This window comes from Bacillus sp. BS98 (assembly GCF_008432245.1).
Taxonomy (GTDB): Bacteria; Bacillota; Bacilli; order Bacillales; family Bacillaceae_G; genus Bacillus_A; species Bacillus_A toyonensis.
Genome location: NZ_CP043830.1, coordinates 501,796 through 525,103, shown reverse-complemented (window position 1 = coordinate 525,103; position 23,308 = coordinate 501,796). Strand labels below are relative to the sequence as shown.

Here is a 23,308-nt window from a genome sequence, read left to right as displayed (position 1 = left end):
ATGGTGGTTTTGTTTATCCCCCACTGATTATGAGCCCACACCAATCGGGCATTTACGGGCAGCCCGACTCCCACCTAACTCCTTTGCTCTAGCCGAACTTTGAGGTAGGAGTTCTACTGCCCGCAAATAGCGGGATAAATGAATCTTAATTTCTTTTTTTATATCACTAAAATATCACTTGCTAACATATTGTAATGAATGTATAGTATCATGTTGTACATTCATTATGACAAGAGAAAGGATCTTATTAAGGGTATGAAACTTGGTGCTCGCATTTTAAAAACGGGTATTGCCATCACATTAGCTTTATTTGCTTGTATTTTACTTCACTTACCGAGTCCGGTATTTGCGGGAATCTCAGCTATATTCGCTGTTCAACCGTCTGTATATCGTTCATATTTAACTGCACTTGAACAAATTCAAGCAAACGTAATTGGTGCGGTATTCGCTATCGTATTTGCTACTGCTTTTGGACATAATCCTTTTATTATTGGATTAACATGTATATTAGTAATTGCTCTTACATTACAATTACGATTAGAAAACACAATATCAATTGCTTTAGTAACAGTTATCGCCATTATGGAGTATCAAGGCGAAGATTTCTTTAGTTTTGCCTTACTTCGCTTTGCGACGATTATGATCGGAATTATTGCGGCTTCAGTTGTAAATTTAGTGTTTATGCCGCCAAAATACGAAACAAAGCTTTATCATCGTATCGTTGATAATACAGAGGAAATTGTGAAATGGATTCGAATGAATAGCAGGCAAGCTTCTGACTTTACAACGTTAAAAACTGATATTGATCGTATGAAAGAAAAAATGATCAAACTAAACCATTACTATTTGCTGTATAAAGAAGAAAGAAGCTACACGAAAAAAGTACAGTTCGCAAAAATTCGTAAGCTCGTTTTATTCAGACAAATGTTAGCGACGACAAGCCGTGCTTTAAGTACGTTAAAATCATTACATCGCACTGAAAATGAACTGCGCTATATGCCAGAAGAATTTCAGGAATCTATTCAAAACGAACTTGACTCATTAACGCATTATCATGAACAAGTTTTATTAAAATTTATTGGTAAAGCAAAGAAACAACAATCCGTTGAGATGCTTGATGAAGTTGAAACAGGTAAACAAGAATTAATTGATATCTTTATGGAGTATCAAAACAAAGATGATGAGGAAGCATATAAAACATGGTTACATCTATTCCCTCTTATTTCTTCAATTATTAATTATAGTGAAGAAGTAGAGCATTTAGATTTACTTGTGGATAGCTTCTACACATACCATAAACCAGAAACAGAACTCCAAATCGACGATAAAAAAGAAGACGAATAAAAAACAGCTCCTTTTACGCTAAAGGAGCTGTTTCTGTTATATTTTGAAGTTGATATAAATTGTAATAGAATCCCCTTTTTTTCATTAACTCTTCATGAGAACCTGTTTCTTTAATTTCACCATCTTCAATGTAAATAATTGTATCAACATGCGTAATCGTTGCTAATCGATGTGCAATTATAATCGTCGTCCGATCAGCAGCTAACGTTTGAAGTGCCTCTTGAATATACCGTTCGTTTTCTAAATCTAAAGCAGAAGTTGCTTCATCTAATATAAGTAACGATGGATTCTTTAGAAATACTCGCGCAATTGCTACACGTTGCCTTTGCCCACCAGATAACTTCACACCACGTTCTCCAACAACAGTATTGTAACCATCTGGTAACTCTATAATAAAATCATGAATTTGCGCGGCTTTGGCTGCTGCAATCACTTCTGTCTCTTTAGCTTTCGGATTTCCATATAAAATATTAGCTCCGATTGTATCGCTAAATAATAAATTATCTTGCAGTACAATTCCAATATGGCTACGTAAATTTCTCATATCATACTTTCTTACATCTATCCCATCTACATAAACTGACCCTTCCGAAACATCATAGAAACGCGGAATTAAACTAGCAAGAGATGACTTTCCTCCCCCACTCGCTCCTACAAGTGCTACCTTCTCTCCTGGCCGCATAGTTAATGACAAGTTATGTAATATCTCTTTTTCATCTGCATTATAACGAAAAGACACATTATCAAATACAATTTCTCCATTTAATTTTTTCGCTTGTACCGCATTTGGCACATTAACAATATCGTACTTTTCATCTAACAGTTCAAACACTCGATCCATCGAGGCGAAAGATTGCGTTAATGTTGTAGATGAATTAACAAGGCGGCGAAGCGGACTATATAAACTATCCATATAACCAACAAAAGCTACCATAGTCCCTAGCGTTAACTGACCTTGAATTACTTCATATGCTGCAAAACCAATGACAAGTAACGGGCCTAAATCAGTTAAAGTATTTACTGCCGAAAATGTTCTCGCCGTCCAACTTGTATGCGTTAATGCTTTCGTTAAAAATTCATTATTTCTTTTTTCAAACTGCTTACCCTCATACTCTTCTAATGCAAAGCTACGCGTCACTTGCATTCCTTGAATACGTTCATGTAAATAACCTTGCATAGTTGCTAACGCTTGTGAACGTTCTTTCGTCAATTTTCGAAGACGTCCGAAAAAATATTTCACCGCAACAACATAAATAGGTAAAATCAATAAAGCAACAAACGTTAACTTTATGTTCATAGAAAACATAACAATAATAGCAATCGCAATTGTCGCAGTATCTAGCCAAACATTCATTAAACCGGTAATTACAAAATCCTTCGTTTGCTCTACATCATGGATTACACGTGAAATAAGCTCTCCTGTTTTTGTATTCGAATAATAACGCAAGCTCAATTTTTGCAAGTGACCAAAAATATGTTTCCGCAAATCATATAGTATTGTATTCGCGATACGTTGCGCGAAATATTGACGATAATATTCAATCGGTGGCCTTAATACTGCAAAAATAAAAAAGGCTATCCCAATCGCCGTTATTAATTGGGACGTTTTATCTTGAAGTGAACCCCCACCTTGGATTACATCGTCGATAATATACTTTAATAACCATGGCATAATAAGCGGGATACCGAACTTAACTAGACCGATAACAATTGTAATAGCAATAAGCCATCTATATGGTTTAACAAATTTTAAATATCTTTTTATACCTTGCACATAATCCCCCCTCTAATAGGACAAACCTGCCGGGAAATCCCCTGCAGGTTTGTTTTAATTTCTGTACATTAAATATCTCTCATACCACATATCTACGAAATCTGGTGCAAATGGACCTTTTCTTTGATGAATCCACTGCGTTAAATGTGCTACATTTCGCTTTAAAATTGTATCAATAACAGGTGGATATTGCATGATTTGACTATGCTTTTCATACTCATCTTCATCTAACAGTGTATATGTCATATCTGGATACACTTTAATATCTAAATCATAATCAATATACTTTAATGCTTCTGAATCATATGCAAAAGGAGAACTTAAATTACAATAATAATATACGCCCTCTTCTCTTAGCATCCCAATCACATTAAACCAATAGTTTGCATGAAAATAACAAATTGCAGGTTCCCGAGTAACCCATGTTCGGCCATCTGATTCTGTAACTATTGTTCGATCATTCGCTCCAATTACAAGACTCTGTGTCCCTTTTAAAATCGTTGTCTCTTCCCACATTCTATGAATGGAGCCATTATGTTTATAACTATGTATTTGTACTTTTTCTCCTTCTTTGGGAAATGCCATATATGCTCCCTTCTTTCAACTGCAAATGCCCTTCTTAAATTAAATCAACTATCCTTTGAACTGCATTCACTTTTTTTCTATTATAACTTTTTTGTCGAAATTTTAAAACTAAAGCGACAAGACTCTATTTTTTACACTGCATGTTTATTGTTGAATACCATATCCCTACTGAGGCTTTTCCTGACTCATTTATAAATAAGGAAATAATAACAGAAAAAGCCCTTCCTTATTTTCATGTTAAGAAGGACTTTTCATCTGAAGGTAAGAACATATCTTATCCTAAATTTGAAATCATTTTTTCAGTTTCAAAAGATTTAATCACACTATTCGTTTGCTTTTCGAATTTTTCATGTAATAGTTTCAATGCTATTTCTGTTCTATATATTTCTTGGCGAATAAAATGTAAGTCTTTTTTATCGCACGTATCCTTTTCACTCACTTCAATTTGCTGATACTTCTCTAAGTGTGATTGCAATTTTAACAGCTCATCCATCGTTTCCAATTGCTCTCCTACCAACTTATCAAAATCCTTCATTACTTACCCCCTTTTAGATTTATTCATTAGTTATTATTCCTAATTACATATTTCTAATCTTTAACTTCCTTCTCCTTTGACTACATTTGTTGACTTATTAGAAGTTATGTCGTTCACTTTCTTTTCATTACAATGACCCGCACACAAAGAAAACACTTCTCTCGAATTGGAGAAGTGTTTTTCTTTCATTACTCGTTTGAACTAGAAGATTGTGATTGTTTTGCAGCTGATTTTGCATTTTGTTTTTTCACAGCATGCACATCTGTTTCAGTTGCAAATTCTGTACCATAACTAGCGTTTGCACTTTGTGCACCAGAAGCTTGTGCTTTCTTTGCTTCTGATTGTGCGTTTGCTTGTTTTACTGCTTGTACATTTGTTTCAGTCGCAAACTCTGTACCATAACTAGCATTTGTACTTTGAATGCTAGCACCAGAAGTTGCCTTGTTATAACCTTGTTGTTTTTTACTCATCTTTCTCACCTCCACAATCAATAATGTAACCAATTCAACCAGAAACTATCCGTAATTTTCTGTTGAAAAATTTCCGCATATATCTCTTAATACTCATTCAAACTATAGGGTACGGAGGTGGAAATATGTATATAGGACGCGATATGACTGAACTAACGATGATTTCAAAAAATGAATGGAAAGAAGATGAATTAGCTTATTTTCATCATTCATTACAACAGATTTTGCCCTATTTAAACGCAGAAGGTCAAAGTATTTATAAAGAAATTGTAGTAGAAATTGAATCAAGAGGTGGCTTACAAGAAGGTGATGCCAGTTGGACTCATGGGACAAAAATTTCTTACGATTAAAAAAGTGTTCCCAATCTAGGGAACACTTTTTTTGTTTATTGCATTGTAATTTTCTCAACACAACTCTCATAAATCGTACGATGCGATTTAGAGAAAGGTAACTGCTCAAATGCTTCTTTCGATACAAACTTTAATGTATCTGTTTCAACAATATCACCAGTTACTTTTCCGTAAAATACGAATATATCCCAGGTGCGATGCGTAAACGTATGTTGCACATTCATTGCGTACTCATCAATAGAAATCGAAAGCTCAAACTTTTCCTTCATATAATCTATAAGCTGTTCTTTCTGACTTCGAATCCCTTCGCCAAGTTCAATATTCGGAAACTCCCACATATTAGCTAATAATCCGCTACTTGGACGTTTATTAATAACGTAACGACCATCTTCAGTTTGAAGTACTCCTGCAACAAGCGGTACCATTGTAGGAGCTTTCGCTTTACTTTTTACTGGTAGTTCTTTTTGAACACCTTCAGCATATCCCCTACAATGCTCACGTACAGGACAAAGTAAGCATGCTGGATTTTTAGGAATACAAATTAGTGCACCTAATTCCATCAAACCTTGATTAAAATAAGATGGATTTTCAGCTGAAATAATTTCCCGCACAATCTCTTCAAACACTTTTCTAGTTTTCGGTTTTGCAATGTCATCCCATACTGATAAAATACGGGATAACACGCGCATAACATTTCCGTCAACTGCTGGCTCTGGTATACCATATGCGATACTTAAAATTGCACCTTTTGTATATGGTCCCACTCCTTTTAATTTTTCAATTTTCTTTACATCACTCGGTACTATCCCGCCATATACTTCTTTTACCTCTTTTACAGCCGTGTGTAAATTTCGTGCTCTAGAATAATACCCTAAACCTTCCCATGCTTTTAATACTTCTTCATCATCAGCATTTGCTAAAGCTTCCAGCGTAGGGAACTTCCCCATAAAATTTGCGTAATATGGTTTTACAGCTTCTACCCTTGTTTGCTGTAACATAATTTCCGAAACCCAAACACGGTATGGATCTTTATTTTTTCGCCACGGTAAGTCGCGTTGCTCTTTTTCAAACCAACCAATTAAATCATTTTGAAACTGCTCTATGTTAAATTTTTCTAATATTTCAAGTGTCAAACTTGATCCCCCTCATTTTTTTGCATATACGTACTATTATAAAGATTTTTAGGAAAAAATTTAAGTAAGATGACATAGGAAATAGAAGGCAAAGGACTTGAGGTATCGAATAAAAAGAGTTACATTAATAAAAAACGGAGGTGGATTTCTATGGACACAGCCACTCACCTTGTTATGGGTGTCACTTTAGGTAGTTTGGCAACATTAGACCCAGCTATAGCGCAAAGTGATATTGGACCACAAGCAGTTATGCTCGCTACAATTGCTGGTTCCAATATTCCTGACATCGATACAGTTTTAAAATTGCGTAATAACGCTAAATATATAAGAAATCATCGCGGGGTTACTCATTCCATTCCTGCAGTAATTCTTTGGTCATTCCTTATAAGCGGCATCTCTTTCGCCTTCTTTTCAGACGCTCCATATCTTCATCTACTACTTTGGTCATTTATAGCTGTCTTTCTTCACGTCTTTGTAGATATTTTCAATGCCTACGGTACACAAGCGTTACGGCCTTTCACAAAAAAATGGGTCGCACTCGGCATAATTAATACGTTTGATACTGTGATTTTCTTTATCCATATACTTGCGATTGCTTGCATGCTCGTAGGTTCCCATAAAGGATATACAGCCTTAGCTGCATATATATTAATGATTGTTTACTATATCGGACGGATTATGATGCATAGAAATATAAGAAGCGTTGTACACAAACGTTTCAAACATGTTGAGAAGATCATCATTTCTCCTTCTTATCGATTTTATCATTATCATTTAGCAGTCGTTACGACTGATTATTACTACGTTGCGAGATGGCATCGTGGTAACATTATGATATACGATAAGTTCGATCGGGTACCGTTCCCAGATAACGCTATTATGAGAGCTGCTAAACAAGATGAAAACATCTCGGCCTTCTTATCTTTCTCTCCTGTATATCGTTGGGATATTTTTGATTATGATAACTATTACGAAATTCGATTCATTGATTTGCGCTATCGAAGTAAAGATTATTATCCATTCGTTGCAATCGTTCAGCTCGATCAAAATTTAAATATTATTAATTCTTATACCGGATGGATTTTCAGCGAAGAAAAACTTCGAAAGAAACTGGAATTGCTTCCACATTAAAAAAAGCGACTTTAGTCGCTTTTTTAATGTTTTAAATGGTCTTCTTGATTAATTAAATGGCTGTATTTCGGATTATTTGTACGCATTTCATGAAGACGCGCTCCATGATTATTAATCCATGTTCTTACTACTTGCTCAGTCATTTCCTCACCTTGATAACGACCTGATTTCGCATAAGTTGTTTGAAAATCTTCCCAAAGTAATTCAACCCACGCACGAGCTTGTCCGTAAGAAAGCTTGTCATTCTTGTCTAATAATTCTTTCGTTAATGCTTCATAAATATCATTCATGTTCTAATCTCCTTTTACCTATTTATCCCTTCATTTCTAAAGGATAGTTTCTTCTATTTTGCACATTCTATAAGTGATACTTCTTAAAGAGGTATCAACTGATGATGAGGAGGGCGTTCGCAATGGGTAAACAAGCCGAATTTTGGTCTGAGTCAAAAAACAACAGCAAAATCGACGGTCAGCCGAAAGCGAAATCACGCTTCGCTTCGAAACGACCTAACGGCACAATTAACACGCACCCACAAGAACGTATGCGTGCTGCAAATCAGCAGGAAGAGTAGTACAGGTACAGCCTAAAAAATTAACTTCCTACACGAGGTGATAAAGATGAGCTACCGTGATCGTTTAGATAGTCGTTCTGAATTATTTAACCATACGTGGACTCGTCCGAAACATGCGAAAGCGCAAGTTAACGGACAGACGCAACAAACCCAGTCTCTCATTATATTGGCCAACGAATGTAAAAAACGCCAATTTTAGAATCTCCTATCTCCTTTAACGCCTACCAAAGATGAAAACCAGAGAGATATTCGCTCTCTGGTTTTTATTTTTCTTGCAACAAGGAAATTGGTATCCCAATCTCTTCATTATCATTTTGCTTATAACCCCAAGCAAATACCCCATTGAAGTACGTAATTTTAAATAATACACCAGGTTCTTCTACTAATTCATATGTCTCACCAATATGGAATTTGTTTATATCAGTCATGTAAGCACGGGCCATGGCCATCTTTCTCATTAATACATCGAATTCATTTACAATTCCAAGTTGCTCAGCCTTTACTGCTTGCTCCTTTAAAGCGCCAATTTCTTCTCTAAGCTCATGCGGTGTCATTTCACTGTAGCGTTTTGGCATATTCATCTTATTATTCCCCTCATCCCTCTTCACTTTTCATTTGTAAAAATATCTCTATTTCATCAATAGAAAATCCTTTTCGATATAACGCTTGTTTCATCTTATTTTCGAATGTCCATCCATCATACTTCTTATATTTCTCATAATATTTATTTCCATGATAGTGTAACGCTTCTTGTTGCTTTTCGTCATCTTTTTCGTCTTTCAATTCTTCCAAACAAATTTGAATCACATCTCTAGAATATCCTTTACGAACAAGCATTTCATCTAACTTTAGCTTCATTTGTAAAAATGAATGCTTTTGATAAGATTTTTTCTTTTTTTCTACAAGAATCAAAGCATTTTCAATTTGCTTCTCCTTTGGATACTCTTGTAAACTATGTGTAATGATTAGATCCTGAACGCCTTTATTTAACAGCTCTCTTTTTATAACAGTTGGACCTTTTCGATTCACATTACTTTGCGTTCGCGTATATAAAATGGCATACTCTTTATCATTAATATATCGGTCATGTAATAATTTCGAAACGACTTCAGAGATGATGGCCTGTCCCACTTCTTTTTTTCGTAAAAAATCTTCTATTTCTTGTTTCGTTCTCATTTGATAGGATAAATAGGAGATTGCTTGTAAATATGCTTTTTGTACCTCTTCATTGAACAAAATATTGCCTAACTCTATTTCATCAATTTCTAAACCTTTTTGTAATCCATGTTTCATTAAGATTACTTGATCCACACTAAATCCGTACTCTTCACCTTGACCTTTATCAATATAAATATTAAATCGCTCTTTCGATCGTTTTTGCACTTCTATTTTTGTAATGACAGCCATACTCTCACCTCTCTATTATTTTAACATAGTCAAGGAACGTTTTTGCTTTTCAAGAATATATATAATGAGGAGGAAATAATTGTGAGAATCGCAATTTCTGGTGGTACCGGCTTTATCGGTAAATACCTTTCTACTTTTTTTATTCAAAAAGGATATAATGTTTACATTCTTACTCGAAACAAAACTACTGAAACTTCCCACCCTAACCTTCAGTATGTACGATGGACACCTGATTTACAAACCTTACCCCTCTCTTCTATTGATGTAGTTATTAATCTAGCTGGAGAGTCTATTAATAGTAGGTGGACAAAGAAACAAAAGGAATCCATTTTAAACAGTCGAATTCAAACAACAAAAGGACTTATTAAACAATTGCAAACACTTGGTACAAAGCCAAATACATTTATTAACGCAAGTGCTATTGGATACTATGGAACGTCTGAAACTGAGTCTTTTACAGAACAGCATGAGATTCCTGGAAATGACTTTTTAGCAAATACAGTATATTCATGGGAACAAGAAGCATCTAAAGCACGTTCTCTTGGAATACGAACAATCTACGCAAGATTCGGAGTCATATTAGGTGCAGACGGAGGTGCTCTTCCAAAGATGCTACTTCCCTATCAATTTTATATCGGAGGCACAATTGGATCTGGAAATCAATGGTTATCATGGATTCATATAGATGATGTCGTTCGCATGATTGATTTCATCATACACAAAGAAGAAATTAATGGTCCTCTTAATATTACAGCCCCGTTACCTATAAGAATGAAGGAATTTGGAGAAACCATGGCAACTATAATGAGAAAACCTCATTGGTTACCTGTCCCTTCATTTATGCTTCACGCTTTATTGGGTGAGATGAGTATACTTGTACTAGAAGGGCAACATGTATTACCTAGTAAAGCAATTGAACATGGGTACCAATACACATTTCCGACAATAGACCATGCATTACAAAATATACTTTCGCATACAATGTAGTACTTCTAAAACACAGTTTTACAAGGGGTTCCCTTTCAAAACTTTCATTTTCTAGGATTCAGAGCATTACTACACAAATAACCTTTCAGTTACTTTTTCTTCAATCACATTAATATTGTAAAGTAACAGAAATGAGGTACCTATGAAAATATTGCTCAAACAAGCCATTGTGTATCCTATTACATCTCCCAAGTTTCAAGGTGATGTACTCGTTATAGGAGAACGAATTGCTGAGGTCAAACCTTCTATTCAGCCTACTCAAGATATGACCGTTATAGATGCGCGAGCTCTTCATCTCTTACCTGGATTTATTGACGTCCATACTCACCTTGGTCTCTATGATGAAGGCACTGGTTGGGCTGGAAATGACGCTAACGAAACCTCTGAAGTTTCAACACCACATATCCGTTCTTTAGACGGAATCCATCCTTTTGATATCGCATTTCAAGACGCTGTACAAAACGGGATCACAACTGTTCACGTTATGCCTGGGAGTCAAAATATTATCGGCGGTACTACTTGTGTAATAAAAACTGCTGGAACTTGTATTGATCACATGATTATTCAAGAACCTGCTGGTTTAAAGATTGCCTTTGGAGAAAACCCTAAAAAGGTTCATAGTAATGGAACGAAAGAGTCCATAACACGCATGGGCATTATGGGGTTACTTCGGGAATCATTCTATGAAGCACAGCACTACGGGCATGAAGCTGATTTTCGAATGCTCCCTATTTTAAAAGCATTACGCCGCGAAATACCGGTACGTATCCACGCTCACCGTGCTGACGATATTAGTTCTGCTTTACGTTTTGCAACAGAATTCAATCTTGATTTACGTATTGAGCATTGTACAGAAGGACACTTTATTGTTGAAGAGCTTTCAAAACACAATTTAAAGGTTTCAGTTGGTCCCACTCTTACACGCCGGTCTAAAATCGAACTAAAAAACAAAACATGGGATACTTACCATATATTATCTAAAAATGGAGTAGAAGTTTCTATAACAACTGATCACCCTTATACACCAATTCAATATTTAAATGTTTGTGCTGCTGTCGCAGTAAGGGAAGGATTAGACGAGAAAACTGCATTGGAAGGAATCACTATATTTCCAGCGAGAAATTTGCGTTTAGAGGATAGAATTGGAAGCATTGAGGTTGGAAAAGACGCTGATCTCGTGTTATGGACACATCATCCTTTCCATTATTTAGCCAAGCCTGTACTAACTATGATTGACGGAAAAATAATTTACAAAAAAAATAAAAAAAACTAGTTTATTTTTTTGACTAGATAAAGTATTATACGATTATAAACTGAATGAAACCATAATCAATTTGTGTCGTGATTATCATTTTCAAATTGATGAATGGGGAAGGCAAATGGTGCGCCACCAGCGTTATAAACTGGTTCTAGTGGGTTCGATTCCCACCCCGAAATTTTTTAAAGATTGATATAAAAATTTCGAGGGTGGGGTGCTTTTTCGTCATGCTACCCTCGTGTGAGGAGGAGTTAGTGTGTTGAAAAAACGCGACTTACACGACAGCCACGTTCTATACGAGTTAATGGTGGATCCAGCTGTCTTCCCTTTTGTGCGTCAAAAGGCTTATTCTTATGAGGAATATTTATTTTTAACGAAACAAACCATTGAAGCCGAAGAGCGTGGAGAGTTAATTTCACGCACAATTTTAGATGAATGGGGTAACCCTATCGGAACAATTACTTTATTTGATGTGCAAGAAAAAGCTGGATTCCTTGGAACATGGCTTGGAAAACCATACCATGGCAAAGGCTATAATAAATTGGCGAAAGATTCATTTTTTAGCGAACTTTTCTATGAGTTAGATATTGAAACCATCTTTATGCGTATTCGCAAAATAAATATTCGTTCTATTAAAGCTGCCGAAAAACTACAATATGTGAATCTAGCAAACGAAACGAGAAAAGCCGTTTATGATGAAATTAACGTAAATGAAGAAGTATATAATCTATATGAAATTCCAAAAGATCAATATACACTTGCAACAATGCGTGATACAACATTCCAAGACGCCCACCACTTAAAAGAAGCGTAATCTAAATTTTTAGAAATAATAATTAATCATTAACCGTTTGGCATATATGTATATCACCCCATGTCTTTGGAAACGATAGATAGTGACTTTAGGACACGAGGTGATTTGTAATGGATAAAAAGAAACGTGACAAAGCGAAAAATACATTATCTAGTACACAAGAAGTTCTATATCAACGAGAATTTCGAAAAGCAGATCGTGCAGCGGGATATCGCTCAAAAAGTATTTAAAGTGAAAATGAATAATTAGAAGTTTTCCCCCCTAATTATTCATTTTCATTACATAATTTTCCCGACTGACAGAAATAACCTAAAAGAGTTCCCTTATACATAAGGGAACTCTTTTGTTGTGGACAACTTTATCCACAACATCGATATGATTGTGAATATTTTTCTAAAAACTTTGATATTTTTATATATTTTCGCACATATCAACTACTGGAATTGTGGATATTTTTCTAAAAATTGTGGACGATGTGGATATAGTTGTTAATATTCCGACTTTACCGTCTAATGAAAGCGCATCCCTTTGTGGATAAAGTGAAGGCTTTTACGGGAAGCTATCTCCCACCTAACTTCCTCGCATTCGCCCAATTTCGAGATGGGAGTCTTACTTCCCTCAAATAGCCGGATAAAGGAATCTTTACAATAAAAGGAACCCTCTTTAAACATATAAAAGAGGGTTACATATTAAGTAAATGATTCTGCAAGAGCAGGTGATTTCATAGGTATATGATTCGGCTCTGCATGATTTTCTTCCAAAATTGTATCCACGATATGACATGCCGGTTCAGGACGATAAATATTTTTCATTGCTTCTTTCATTTGGAGAAGCTTCATATCATCTTGTAATAACGCCTCTGTTTTTGCAAAAACCTCACTGTCATCACGGATTACAACTGCAGCTCCTTTTTTTTCAAAATACAACGCATTTTCATTTTCTTGTCCTGGGACAGGCTTATATAAAATGACAGGTACTTGTAATGCTGCTGCTTCGCTTAATGTAATACCACCTGGCTTCGTAATCATACAAGAAGTAACACGGAATAACTCATCAATGTTTTCAACATAACCAAATACTTTTAAAGCATCCGAATTTTGTTCCTGTAATCCTAATAAATCCTGTTTTAAAGCTTCATTTTTTCCGCAAACGACAACTACTTGTAAATTAGGTACGGCCATAAATGACTGGCATAGTTCTTTTACACTTCCTAGTACCCCATGAGCACCTGCTACAATTAGTAAAATCTTTTTATTCTTACATAACTGATACTTATTATATATAATGTCTTGATTTATCTTTAGCTCAAAACTATTACGAATTGGAATTCCAGTTTCAACAATTTGTTCCGCAGGTACACCAATATCAACCATCACCTTTTTCACGTGATCAGTTGCTACAAAATAACGATCTACTTCACGATGAATCCATATTTTATGCACACAAAAATCCGTCAACACATTATAAACAGGGATTGAAATACCTGTTTGCTTTTTCAACTCAGGTACAGCTATGATTGGAAAGGTATTAATAACGATATCCGGTTTCTCCACTTGTAAAAGTGATTTCAAACGTTTCCTTCCAAAATTTGCGTACCAAGATGCTATTTTTTTATCATAAATTTTTTCTACCCCGTAATAAAACAAACGATATAATTCTTTTCCTATTGTATAACTTTTTAAATATAAATATTTTGTAATGTCAGTTATAAATGGATGTGATTCTCCAAACAAGTCGCATACAATTACATTTTCAATTCCTTTTTGGCGAAATGTTTGTTCTAATGTTTTCGCTACTTGCACATGACCATTACCGTAATGTGCAGTTAAAATTAAAACCTTGGGGTTTTTTATCAAACAAATCCACTCCTAGCTTTTTGTTTCTCCATATTGCATATACGACAATAGGAAAAACATTTTCCTTAAACATTACATACTTGGATTCCAATATTCCCCTGTTAGCTATGTACCTGTCGTGGATATGCAAAGCATATAAGATTGACCCCTTAATCCTATCCGTGCTCATATCTTTACATTATACTTTCCTATAAGAGCTTTCGCAATAACTTACAAATGTTCTCTATTCCATGATACTCACTCTTTTACTTCTTAATTCTTTTTACTATTTTGATTTCCCTTTACAATTATGTAAATTTCTCCACTTATTCCTTACAAAAATATGGATATTCTTTTTTCAGTATACTCTTTTCTATATATATACTCTAGGTTTTATTGTAAAGAAAGCAAAAAGTCTAATCCAATATTTGGATTAGACTGCTTTTAAAATATGTCTCGCTTGTTCTACATTTTTTTCCGTAGGTGGTTCTACATTTGCGAGTGGATATTTATGCCCAAGCGCCTCCCATTTATATACACCAAGCTTATGATATGGTAGCACTTCAACTTTCTGAACATTAGACAGACTTTGAATAAAGCTAGATAATTTTTGCAGATCCTCTTCATTATCAGTAACACCTGGAACTAATACATGTCGTACCCAAATCGGTTTATTCTTATCCGATAAATAACGAGCAAATTGTAAAATATGTTCATTTGATTTCCCTGTTAATTTACGATGTTTCTTTGAATCAATATGTTTCAAATCCAATAAAACTAAATCTGTATAATCCATTAATTTATCCAACTTTTGCTGGAATTCTGGCTCTTCAGAATAACAACCTCCAGAAGAATCAATTGTTGTATGAATTCCAACTTCCTTACATTTCTTAAATAATTCAATTAAGAAATCTAACTGTAATAATGGTTCTCCACCACTAACTGTTATACCGCCTCCAGAAGCTTCAATAAATGGAAGGTAACATGTCACATCCTGCATTACTTCTTCAACTGTTATTTCTTTTCCTTTACCGATCTCCCACGTATCAGCATTATGGCAATATTGACAACGTAATAAACACCCTTGTGTAAATATGACATAACGAATCCCTGGGCCATCAACAGTACCACAAGACTCTACAGAATGTATTCTTCCTTTTACCATGTTACTTCCTCCTTTATTGAAACAGCCTCCCTCCACTACATATTAAAAGCGGAGGGACACTTTTTTCACTTACATGCTTTCATGCATTGTACGGTTAATTACATCAATTTGTTGTTCACGAGTTAATTTAATAAAGTTAACAGCGTAACCAGATACACGAATTGTTAATTGTGGATATTTTTCAGGGTGCTCCATTGCATCCATTAATGTTTCACGATTAAATACGTTAATATTTAAGTGATGTCCTTCTTTTATTGCATAACCATCAAGCATAGATACTAAGTTGCGTACTTGTACATCATCTTCTTTACCAAGTGCTTTTGGAATAATAGAGAATGTATTGGAAATACCATCTTGTGCATCTTCATATGGTAATTTAGCTACAGATAATAGTGATGCTAATGCACCTTTTGTATCACGACCATGCATTGGGTTTGCGCCCGGTGCAAATGGTTCTCCAGTACGACGGCCATCTGGAGTATTACCAGTTTTCTTACCGTATACGACGTTAGATGTAATTGTTAAGATTGACATTGTATGAACAGAATTTCTGTATGTTTTATGCTTACGAAGTTTATTCATAAATGTTTTCACAAGATTTACTGCGATTTCATCTACACGATCATCATTGTTACCATATTTAGGGAAATCACCTTCAATTTCAAAGTCAACTGCAATACCATTTTCATCACGAATTGGTTTTACTTTTCCGTATTTAATTGCACTTAATGAGTCTGCTACTACAGACAATCCTGCGATACCTGTCGCCATTGTACGAAGAACATTTGTATCATGAAGCGCCATTTCAATACGCTCGTAGCTATATTTATCGTGCATATAGTGGATAACGTTTAATGTATTTAAATATAGACCTGCTAACCATTCCATTGTCATATCAAACTTATGCATAACTTCTTCATAATCTAATACTTCAGAAGTAATTTGTGCGTACTCAGGGCCAACTTGAGCTTTAGATTTTTCATCTTTACCGCCGTTAATCGCATATAGTAATGCTTTCGCTAAGTTTGCACGTGCGCCGAAGAACTGCATTTGTTTACCGATTCTCATTGCAGATACACAACAAGCAATACCGTAGTCATCACCGTAGTCAGCACGCATAATGTCATCATTTTCATATTGAATTGCTGATGTTTTAATAGACATTTTTGCACAGTAGTTTTTAAAGTTCTCTGGTAATTGTTTAGACCAAAGAACTGTTAAGTTTGGTTCTGGAGCTGGTCCTAAATTATCTAATGTATGCAAGAAACGGAATGAGTTCTTTGTTACTAATGGACGACCATCTAAAGCCATACCACCGATAGATTCAGTTACCCAAGTTGGGTCACCAGAGAATAATTCATTATAATCAGGTGTTCTTGCGAATTTCACAAGACGTAATTTCATAATGAAGTGATCCACGATTTCTTGTACTTCTTCTTCTGTTAAAGTACCATTTTCTAAATCTCTTTCAATGTAAATATCTAAGAATGTAGAAGTACGTCCAAGACTCATTGCAGCTCCGTTTTGCTCTTTAATCGCTGCAAGATATGCGAAGTATAACCATTGGAAAGCTTCTTGTGTATTTGTTGCTGGTTTAGAAATATCAAAACCATGAGAAGAAGCCATTTGTTTTAATTCTTGAAGTGCACGCATTTGCTCAGATAACTCTTCGCGTAAACGCATCGTCTCTTCGCTCATTACACCACCAGTTAAATTAAAATCAGCTTTTTTCGCTTCAATTAAATGATCTATACCATATAGCGCTACTCGGCGGTAATCACCGATAATACGTCCACGTCCATATGCATCTGGAAGACCAGTAATAACACCTGATTTACGAGCCGCTTTCATTTCTGGTGTATATGCATCAAATACACCTTGATTATGAGTTTTACGCCAGTCTCTGAAAATCTTACTAAGTTCTTTATCCATTTCGTATCCATAAGATTCACAGGCTTGTTCCGCCATACGAATACCACCATATGGTTGTAATGAACGTTTAAATGGCTTATCAGTTTGGAAACCGACTACTTTTTCAATATCTTTATTTAAATATCCTGGTTCATGTGATGTAATAGAAGAAACAATTTTTGTATCCATATCAAGAACGCCACCGTTTTCACGTTCTTTTGTTGTTAAATCCATTACTTGATCCCAAAGTGTTTTCGTTGCTTCAGTTGCTCCCGCTAAGAAAGATTCGTCCCCTTCGAAAACGTTTACATTATTTAAAATGAAATCGCGAACATCAATCTCTGCTTTCCATTTTTCACCTTTAAAGTTTTCCCATGCGTTTTTTACATTTTCTAATATTTGAGTCATCCTAATCTCCTCCATTTTTGATTAGTACAGGAATAAGATTTTTTATATAACAGCTTACACACTTAGAATACTACTTTTTTGCGAAAGTGAACGAAATAGTTGTGACATGTTTGTGAAATATTGAGCAAACTACTGTATGCATAGTGTTAACTTCACTCAAAAGTCTTTATAATTAACCCTTTCTTTAATTGTATTTTTTTGGTATCCTTATATACGAGTCCTATTTTGTAATATAAGAACAATACCCATTGTAGAGCTGTAATACTCTTATCTCCTAATCTGTTATAGTTTTTATAACGGAACAAAAAAGTGTACATATGTTGTACACTTTTTTTGTTACCTATAAAACATCTCTTTTTCTATTTCCATCATAGAATCCACCCCGACTGCCCTTTAATGCAATTAATTGCTCTAATCCTTCCATATGATCACCAATAATTCGAAGTACAGCTGGAGGATGTCCTATTTTTGCAAAATGTTCACTGGGACGAATACGGTTCATTTTATCGACCTCAACACGACTGACACATGCAATTTCGAATCCTGAAAGAACAGCTTTCACTTGCGCTACACAAGGTGACAGTAAAGATCTATATCCTATTGCTTTCAAACACGTCTTACTAAATGCATTAGGTACGGCAATAAGAGAGCCTACTCCTAAATCTTTTCTATCACAAGCTAAATTTAACGCATATTTAAATGCAGTTACGAGATGAAGTGGTACTCTTAAATCTAAATAATGATTTAGATCATTTAATGCGACATCTTGCCCATCTGCAATAGCTTTTGCAAAAGGATATAGCTCACTAGCTGGAATAACAAAATCACCGTCTATAAATAACACAATTTCTCCTTTTGCAAAATAAGTTCCAAGCGAACGCCCCACATCGTTTCCGAGTGCTTCTTTATATATAATTGTTGTTGCTCCTTTTTCTTTTGCAATTGTTGCCGTTTTATCTGACGAACCATTTACAACAACGATGATTTCAAAAGGTTCAATTTTACGAAGCTCCTCTATAACGTTTCCAATTGTTTTCTCTTCATCTTGTACAGGAATAATTACCGATAATTGCTTTCCTTTATACAAATTAGATGTAACGCCCCATCCTTGATAAAAATCTTCAAAATTTAAAGTATGATAGACACTCTCTCTTTTCCGATTTCCATCATAATATCCTCCACGCTCATCGCTGCCTATTATCCGCTCCGCTACAGCTTCTATATGGTCACCTATCATTCGTTTTTCAGCTTGTGCAAGATCTGTGCCATATGCTGCATGCTCGAGTGGCCGAAATTTATTCGGCGTAATAACGTCAATTGCACAATGACGACTAATTTTCCATTTACTTTGCGCTAAGCGTAAATGAGCTACAATAGGATTAACAAAACATTCATATCCAATACTTTGAACGACTTCTTTCGTCAACGCATGAGGTACAGATAATAAAGAATCCATTTTTAATTCTTCGCGCTCTAACATTGCATTTAATATTTGGCGCCATACTGTAACGGAATGTGGTTTTTGTTTTTTAAAAAATAATGCATCCAAATTATTTAAAACGATGTCAGCCTGATCATGTAAAATCGGATTAAGAAATAATTGCAATTTTGAAGTTTGAATAGCGAAATCTCCATCTATAAACAGTAATACATCACCTATCGCATGTTTTGCACCAACTGCGCGGCCAACGTCGTTACCAAGTGACTCTTTATTCTGAATTACTCTACATCCTAAACTCTCAGCAACCCCTTCTGTACCATCATTACAACCATTAGCTACTACAATAATCTCTACTGGATTGAATGGCTTTACCGATTTAATCACGTCTGAAATCGTATCCACTTCATTACATACGGGAATAATAACCGATAATGACTTAGCCATTGTTTTCTTCACGAAACCATTTAATAGTTTCTTTCAATCCTTGTTCCCACGTTATTGTCGCTTGAAATTGAACAAGTTCTCTTAATTTTGTTACGTCTGGTCTTCTATTTGGAATTTCCTCAAAACCATGTGGATATACTTTTTCAAAAGGAACTTGTACAATTTTTGAAGAAGAATTTGTTAGTTTTTTGATTACTTCTGCTACTTCTTTAATATTTTTTTCATTCTCAGAACCTATATTAATAATCTCACCATTTACATTCTCATCCATTGCTCGAATCGTTGCCTCTACTGCATCACTTACGTACGTAAAGCAACGTGTCTGCTTTCCATCGCCATATACGAGAATGTCTTCACCTTGCAAAGCCGCCCGGATAAATCGTGGGATTACCCCTGCATACGGACCATCTTTCGCTCTTGGACCATAAATATTAAAATAACGAACAATCGTTACCGGCAAACCTTCTAATGCGTATCCTAAACATAATGTCTCTTCTAACGTTTTACAAACTGCATAACTCCAGCGTATTTTAGAAGTTGCCCCGTATAATCGATCTCCTTCTTCAGAGAAAGGTGGCTTGCCCTTACCATATACTTCTGAAGTAGACGCAAAGACTACTTTTTTCTTGCCTTTTAATGCTGCTTGTAAAATGTTTCTCGTTCCATCAAAATTTGTTTCAATGAGTTCTATACTTTTTTCCATTGTCGTTTTAACACCTAATATTGCTGCCAAATGGAATACTACCTCGTGTTGATTTACTAATTCATCGATTGCCTTTTTGTCTAAAACACTGATTGGAATAACTGGAATCTCTTTCATTAACTCATTATGATATTTATTTTTCCCTTTATAGAAGTTATCCACAATTGTGACTCCATAACCTCTTTTCACTAATTCTTCAGCTAGATGTGATCCAATAAATCCTGCTCCACCTGTAATTAAACATTTCTTACTCATGCACTCACCTTCTTTATAATTCCACGTGTATCGATTACTCGCTTTATTCTTTTAAAAAGCTCCCAATCGATATTAGAGTGATCAGTTAAAATTAATATACAATCTGCTTGTTTAACCTTTTGTTCATCCAAGGAAACAGATTGATACACCCTATCTCCAATTTCCGCAGAAGAAATATATGGATCATGGTATTCTATCTCGTATCCTTCTTTTATTAGTAATTGAATAATTGGCAATGCTGGTGATTCTCTCAAATCATTTACATCTTTCTTATACGCAATCCCTACAATTAAAACCGTTGCGGGTGATTGCACCATGCCTTTTACCTTTCCGACTATTTTCTCTGGCATTTCTTCATTAATTACATGCGCCGCCTCAATTAATTGACTAATAGCCCCATTTTTCTTTATTCTCCATTGAAAATATAAAGGATCTACAGGAATACAATGTCCTCCTATTCCTGGTCCTGGCCAATACGGAGTAAATCCAAACGGTTTTGTAGATGCAGCTTCAAGCGCCTCATAAAAATTAATATTCAAACTTTCACATAGCATATTTAACTCATTTACTAACGAAATGTTAACTAAGCGCTGAATATTTTCAAATAGCTTACACATCTCCGCTACTTTTGGAGAACTAACAGGAACAACTACATCGAAGATAGTGCTATACAAATCCTGTACCTTTTGTTTACATTGTTCTGTTTGTCCACTAATAACCTTTGGAATCGATTGAACTGAATATTGACTATTTGCCGGATCAATTCTCTCCGGTGAATAACCAATATAATAATCCACTCCTACCTTTTTACCAGTTTGAGAAATAATAGGAATGATAACTTCCTCAAGTGTACCTGGATATGTGGAGCTTTCAAAAATGAAGGTTTGTCCTTTTTGAAGGTTTTGTTGTATATAATGCGAAGCTGAAATGAGAGCACTTAAATCCGGTTCTCTTTGCTCATTAATTGGAGTCGGGACAGTAACAATAACATAATCACTCTTTTGGAACTCAGTAACACCTTTATCTGGTGTATTTACTAGTAAGCTTTTTTTAGTTAATAAACTTTGTAACTCTTTAGAAGAAACATCTGGAATATAACTTTCTCCTTTTATAATCGATTCTATTTTCCTAGTATCTTTATCTAGTCCAAGTACTGTATGTCCTCTTTCTGCGAAATGGACCGCTAAAGGAAGACCAACATACCCTAATCCAATAATAGCTACTTTACTACTAGCATTCATCTGTATTCTTTTCTTCCTTTCTCAATTGTTGAATAATATCTCTATCCCGTTCTCCATCTGTAAAACTCCCGCGTTCGTCTGTATATTGTAATAGATAAGCAATCGCCTCAAGTTGATCACCGAAAATACGGTCAAATGCTGGAATACGTCCATTAACAAATCCATGTTGCTCTGGGCGTACTCGATTTGTTTTTATAACATCTACAAATTGTACTGCTGTAATAGAGAATCCCTCCAAAATAGCTTTCATTTGAGCTAATGGCGGGATAATGAGAGAGTCATATCCAATTTTATCTATTACCTTCTTATGCATAGCATGTGGCACTGCCGTTAGTGAGTTATTCCATAAATCTGGTCGTTTCGCTACTAAATTTACAAAGTATTTTCCCATACTAATTGGATCCGCGGGATGAAACATATCTAATAAACATTGCAAATCATTTAATGCCATATCACTCCCATCTTCAATAGCATGCAAAAAGGGAGTTAGTTTTTTTGCCGGAATAGCAAAATCACCATCAACAAATAAACAAATATCAGCTGTAGCATGCATGGCTCCTATCGCTCGCGCTACATTATGTCCAAGCGCCTCCCCGAATTCAACAACAATAACATTCTCTAGCTGTGCCTGTTTAATAGTCTCGATATCCGCTCCATTCGCAACAACAATAATTTCATCTACTCCTGCTTTTTTCACTTCTTGTATAACAGATTTTATAGTCATCTTTTCTTCTGACACTGGTATAATCGCACTATATTTCGCTTTTTCCTTCTTTAATACAGCTGGTTTATATTTCCCTATAAACTCTCTATCTCTGTTTCCCTCCGAAAAACCACCGCGTTTACCATATATTTCAATTACATATTGCAAAGCACGTAAATGATCACCCATAATACGACTAGTCGCTTTCGGATAAGGAGAACCAGGTGATGTTCCCGTATGCACAGGACGAACCTTATTTGTATGAATTACATCGACCGAAGCCATATCGACAATATCTACTCCTCTAGACATCGCCATCGCTTGAAATAATGCTGGATCTGCTAAATTCCACCACCCAAGTTTCTCAATAACTTCCCTACTCATCGCATGTGGAATTGCGATTAAAGATCCAACAACAAGCTCCTTTTTATTCAAATAGCGATTCAGCATGAATTTTCCAACTGTCGTATAATGTGGTCTCATCTTTAAATAAACCGACCATGTTAAATTATTCACAACAATTTGGTGCCCCTGCCGAATCCCTTTCACGAAACATTGTAACTCTTTACTCTCAATAACGATGTCACCATCTAAAAACAAGACAATTTCACCTTTTGCTTCTCTTGCTCCAATTGCCCGTCCCACATCATTGCCAAGAGAATGTTTATAATAAATCACATGACAATGATGTTGTATTGCTATTTCTTTCGTCCCATCTGTCGATCCATTATCTACTACGATAATTTCATACGGCTTCAGCTTCTCCACTTCTACTAAAACTTGAGATAACGTACTTGCTTCATTATGCGCCGGAATAACAACTGATACTCTCATACTTGTATC

General features: G+C 35.3%; 24 protein-coding genes and 1 pseudogene. 9 read left to right on the top strand and 16 right to left on the bottom strand.

The annotated features are described in order from the left end of the window. Window positions 1-255: 255 nt before the first annotated feature. On the top strand, window positions 256-1,344 hold the full coding sequence (locus F0362_RS02715) for an aromatic acid exporter family protein (RefSeq protein WP_000765783.1): 1,089 nt from the start codon (window positions 256-258) through the stop codon (window positions 1,342-1,344). A 13-nt stretch (window positions 1,345-1,357) separates the two neighbouring features. Here F0362_RS02715 and F0362_RS02710 read toward each other — a convergent pair whose 3' ends face one another. From F0362_RS02710 to F0362_RS02695, 4 genes are all read right to left on the bottom strand, one after another. Next, window positions 1,358-3,118, bottom strand: a complete 1,761-nt coding sequence (locus F0362_RS02710; protein ID WP_001161588.1) for an ABC transporter ATP-binding protein — start codon at window positions 3,116-3,118, stop codon at window positions 1,358-1,360. Window positions 3,119-3,172: 54 nt separating this feature from the next. Continuing rightward, a complete protein-coding gene (locus F0362_RS02705) occupies window positions 3,173-3,703 on the bottom strand; it encodes a nucleoside tri-diphosphate phosphatase (protein ID WP_000885402.1) in 531 nt (176 codons plus the stop codon). 274 nt (window positions 3,704-3,977) lie between these two features. Beyond that, window positions 3,978-4,238, bottom strand: coding sequence for a YgaB family protein (locus F0362_RS02700; protein ID WP_000651154.1), 261 nt, complete (start codon window positions 4,236-4,238; stop codon window positions 3,978-3,980). A gap of 188 nt (window positions 4,239-4,426) precedes the next feature. Continuing rightward, window positions 4,427-4,708, bottom strand: coding sequence for a gamma-type small acid-soluble spore protein (locus F0362_RS02695; protein ID WP_000039034.1), 282 nt, complete (start codon window positions 4,706-4,708; stop codon window positions 4,427-4,429). Between the two features lie 125 nt (window positions 4,709-4,833). Between F0362_RS02695 and F0362_RS02690 the strand changes: the two genes are divergently transcribed. Further along, a complete protein-coding gene (locus tag F0362_RS02690) occupies window positions 4,834-5,058 on the top strand; it encodes a hypothetical protein (RefSeq protein WP_000275433.1) in 225 nt (74 codons plus the stop codon). Window positions 5,059-5,093: 35 nt separating this feature from the next. On the opposite strand, the gene mutY is transcribed toward F0362_RS02690, so the two are convergent. Next, on the bottom strand, window positions 5,094-6,191 hold the full coding sequence (gene mutY / locus F0362_RS02685) for an A/G-specific adenine glycosylase (protein WP_000171373.1): 1,098 nt from the start codon (window positions 6,189-6,191) through the stop codon (window positions 5,094-5,096). A gap of 150 nt (window positions 6,192-6,341) precedes the next feature. Here mutY and F0362_RS02680 point away from each other — a divergent pair, with 150 nt between their 5' ends. Further along, window positions 6,342-7,322, top strand: coding sequence for a metal-dependent hydrolase (locus F0362_RS02680; RefSeq protein ID WP_000379139.1), 981 nt, complete (start codon window positions 6,342-6,344; stop codon window positions 7,320-7,322). A 23-nt stretch (window positions 7,323-7,345) separates the two neighbouring features. On the opposite strand, the gene F0362_RS02675 is transcribed toward F0362_RS02680, so the two are convergent. Then, window positions 7,346-7,612 carry a YfhJ family protein gene (locus F0362_RS02675; protein WP_000998161.1) on the bottom strand — a complete coding sequence of 89 codons (267 nt, stop codon included), beginning with the start codon at window positions 7,610-7,612 and terminating at the stop codon, window positions 7,346-7,348. A 122-nt stretch (window positions 7,613-7,734) separates the two neighbouring features. Between F0362_RS02675 and F0362_RS02670 the strand changes: the two genes are divergently transcribed. Next, complete coding sequence (locus tag F0362_RS02670; RefSeq protein WP_000517891.1) at window positions 7,735-7,893, top strand: small, acid-soluble spore protein K; 159 nt, start codon at window positions 7,735-7,737, stop codon at window positions 7,891-7,893. A 46-nt stretch (window positions 7,894-7,939) separates the two neighbouring features. Continuing rightward, window positions 7,940-8,092, top strand: a complete 153-nt coding sequence (locus tag F0362_RS02665; protein ID WP_000122093.1) for a YpzG family protein — start codon at window positions 7,940-7,942, stop codon at window positions 8,090-8,092. A 64-nt stretch (window positions 8,093-8,156) separates the two neighbouring features. Here F0362_RS02665 and F0362_RS02660 read toward each other — a convergent pair whose 3' ends face one another. Together F0362_RS02660 and recX are read right to left on the bottom strand one after the other, a co-directional pair. Next, window positions 8,157-8,474, bottom strand: a complete 318-nt coding sequence (locus F0362_RS02660; protein ID WP_001057020.1) for a YfhH family protein — start codon at window positions 8,472-8,474, stop codon at window positions 8,157-8,159. 13 nt (window positions 8,475-8,487) lie between these two features. Next, window positions 8,488-9,300, bottom strand: coding sequence for a recombination regulator RecX (gene recX / locus F0362_RS02655; RefSeq protein WP_000268509.1), 813 nt, complete (start codon window positions 9,298-9,300; stop codon window positions 8,488-8,490). A gap of 81 nt (window positions 9,301-9,381) precedes the next feature. Here recX and F0362_RS02650 point away from each other — a divergent pair, with 81 nt between their 5' ends. From F0362_RS02650 to F0362_RS02635, 4 genes are all read left to right on the top strand, one after another. Continuing rightward, window positions 9,382-10,287, top strand: a complete 906-nt coding sequence (locus F0362_RS02650; RefSeq protein ID WP_149889633.1) for a TIGR01777 family oxidoreductase — start codon at window positions 9,382-9,384, stop codon at window positions 10,285-10,287. Between the two features lie 142 nt (window positions 10,288-10,429). Then, window positions 10,430-11,560, top strand: coding sequence for an amidohydrolase (locus F0362_RS02645; protein ID WP_000698290.1), 1,131 nt, complete (start codon window positions 10,430-10,432; stop codon window positions 11,558-11,560). A 241-nt stretch (window positions 11,561-11,801) separates the two neighbouring features. Next, entirely contained in the window at window positions 11,802-12,359 is a 558-nt protein-coding gene (locus tag F0362_RS02640; RefSeq protein WP_000914740.1) for a GNAT family N-acetyltransferase, read from the top strand. 110 nt (window positions 12,360-12,469) lie between these two features. Further along, window positions 12,470-12,589 carry a YfhE family protein gene (locus F0362_RS02635; RefSeq protein WP_000358484.1) on the top strand — a complete coding sequence of 40 codons (120 nt, stop codon included), beginning with the start codon at window positions 12,470-12,472 and terminating at the stop codon, window positions 12,587-12,589. 459 nt (window positions 12,590-13,048) lie between these two features. Here F0362_RS02635 and F0362_RS02630 read toward each other — a convergent pair whose 3' ends face one another. From F0362_RS02630 to F0362_RS02595, 8 genes and pseudogenes are all read right to left on the bottom strand, one after another. Then, complete coding sequence (locus tag F0362_RS02630; RefSeq protein WP_000594698.1) at window positions 13,049-14,215, bottom strand: diglucosyl diacylglycerol synthase; 1,167 nt, start codon at window positions 14,213-14,215, stop codon at window positions 13,049-13,051. Between the two features lie 412 nt (window positions 14,216-14,627). Next, window positions 14,628-15,359, bottom strand: a complete 732-nt coding sequence (gene pflA, locus F0362_RS02625) for a pyruvate formate-lyase-activating protein (protein WP_000238486.1) — start codon at window positions 15,357-15,359, stop codon at window positions 14,628-14,630. 69 nt (window positions 15,360-15,428) lie between these two features. Beyond that, window positions 15,429-17,678, bottom strand: a complete 2,250-nt coding sequence (gene pflB, locus F0362_RS02620; RefSeq protein WP_000192130.1) for a formate C-acetyltransferase — start codon at window positions 17,676-17,678, stop codon at window positions 15,429-15,431. Window positions 17,679-17,830: 152 nt separating this feature from the next. After that, a pseudogene (locus F0362_RS30780) lies at window positions 17,831-18,050 on the bottom strand (hypothetical protein). Beyond that, window positions 18,019-19,563, bottom strand: a complete 1,545-nt coding sequence (locus F0362_RS02610; protein WP_149889632.1) for a glycosyltransferase family 2 protein — start codon at window positions 19,561-19,563, stop codon at window positions 18,019-18,021. The pseudogene F0362_RS30780 and the gene F0362_RS02610 overlap by 32 nt, the downstream one beginning before the upstream one ends. Continuing rightward, the gene (locus tag F0362_RS02605; protein WP_000037048.1) at window positions 19,556-20,521 is read right to left on the bottom strand and encodes an NAD-dependent epimerase/dehydratase family protein; all 966 of its coding nucleotides are present in this window, start codon (window positions 20,519-20,521) and stop codon (window positions 19,556-19,558) included. The genes F0362_RS02610 and F0362_RS02605 overlap by 8 nt, the downstream gene beginning before the upstream one ends. Next, on the bottom strand, window positions 20,518-21,762 hold the full coding sequence (locus F0362_RS02600; RefSeq protein ID WP_000994258.1) for a nucleotide sugar dehydrogenase: 1,245 nt from the start codon (window positions 21,760-21,762) through the stop codon (window positions 20,518-20,520). The genes F0362_RS02605 and F0362_RS02600 overlap by 4 nt, the downstream gene beginning before the upstream one ends. Continuing rightward, complete coding sequence (locus F0362_RS02595; RefSeq protein ID WP_033659339.1) at window positions 21,752-23,299, bottom strand: glycosyltransferase family 2 protein; 1,548 nt, start codon at window positions 23,297-23,299, stop codon at window positions 21,752-21,754. The genes F0362_RS02600 and F0362_RS02595 overlap by 11 nt, the downstream gene beginning before the upstream one ends. Window positions 23,300-23,308: the final 9 nt, after the last annotated feature.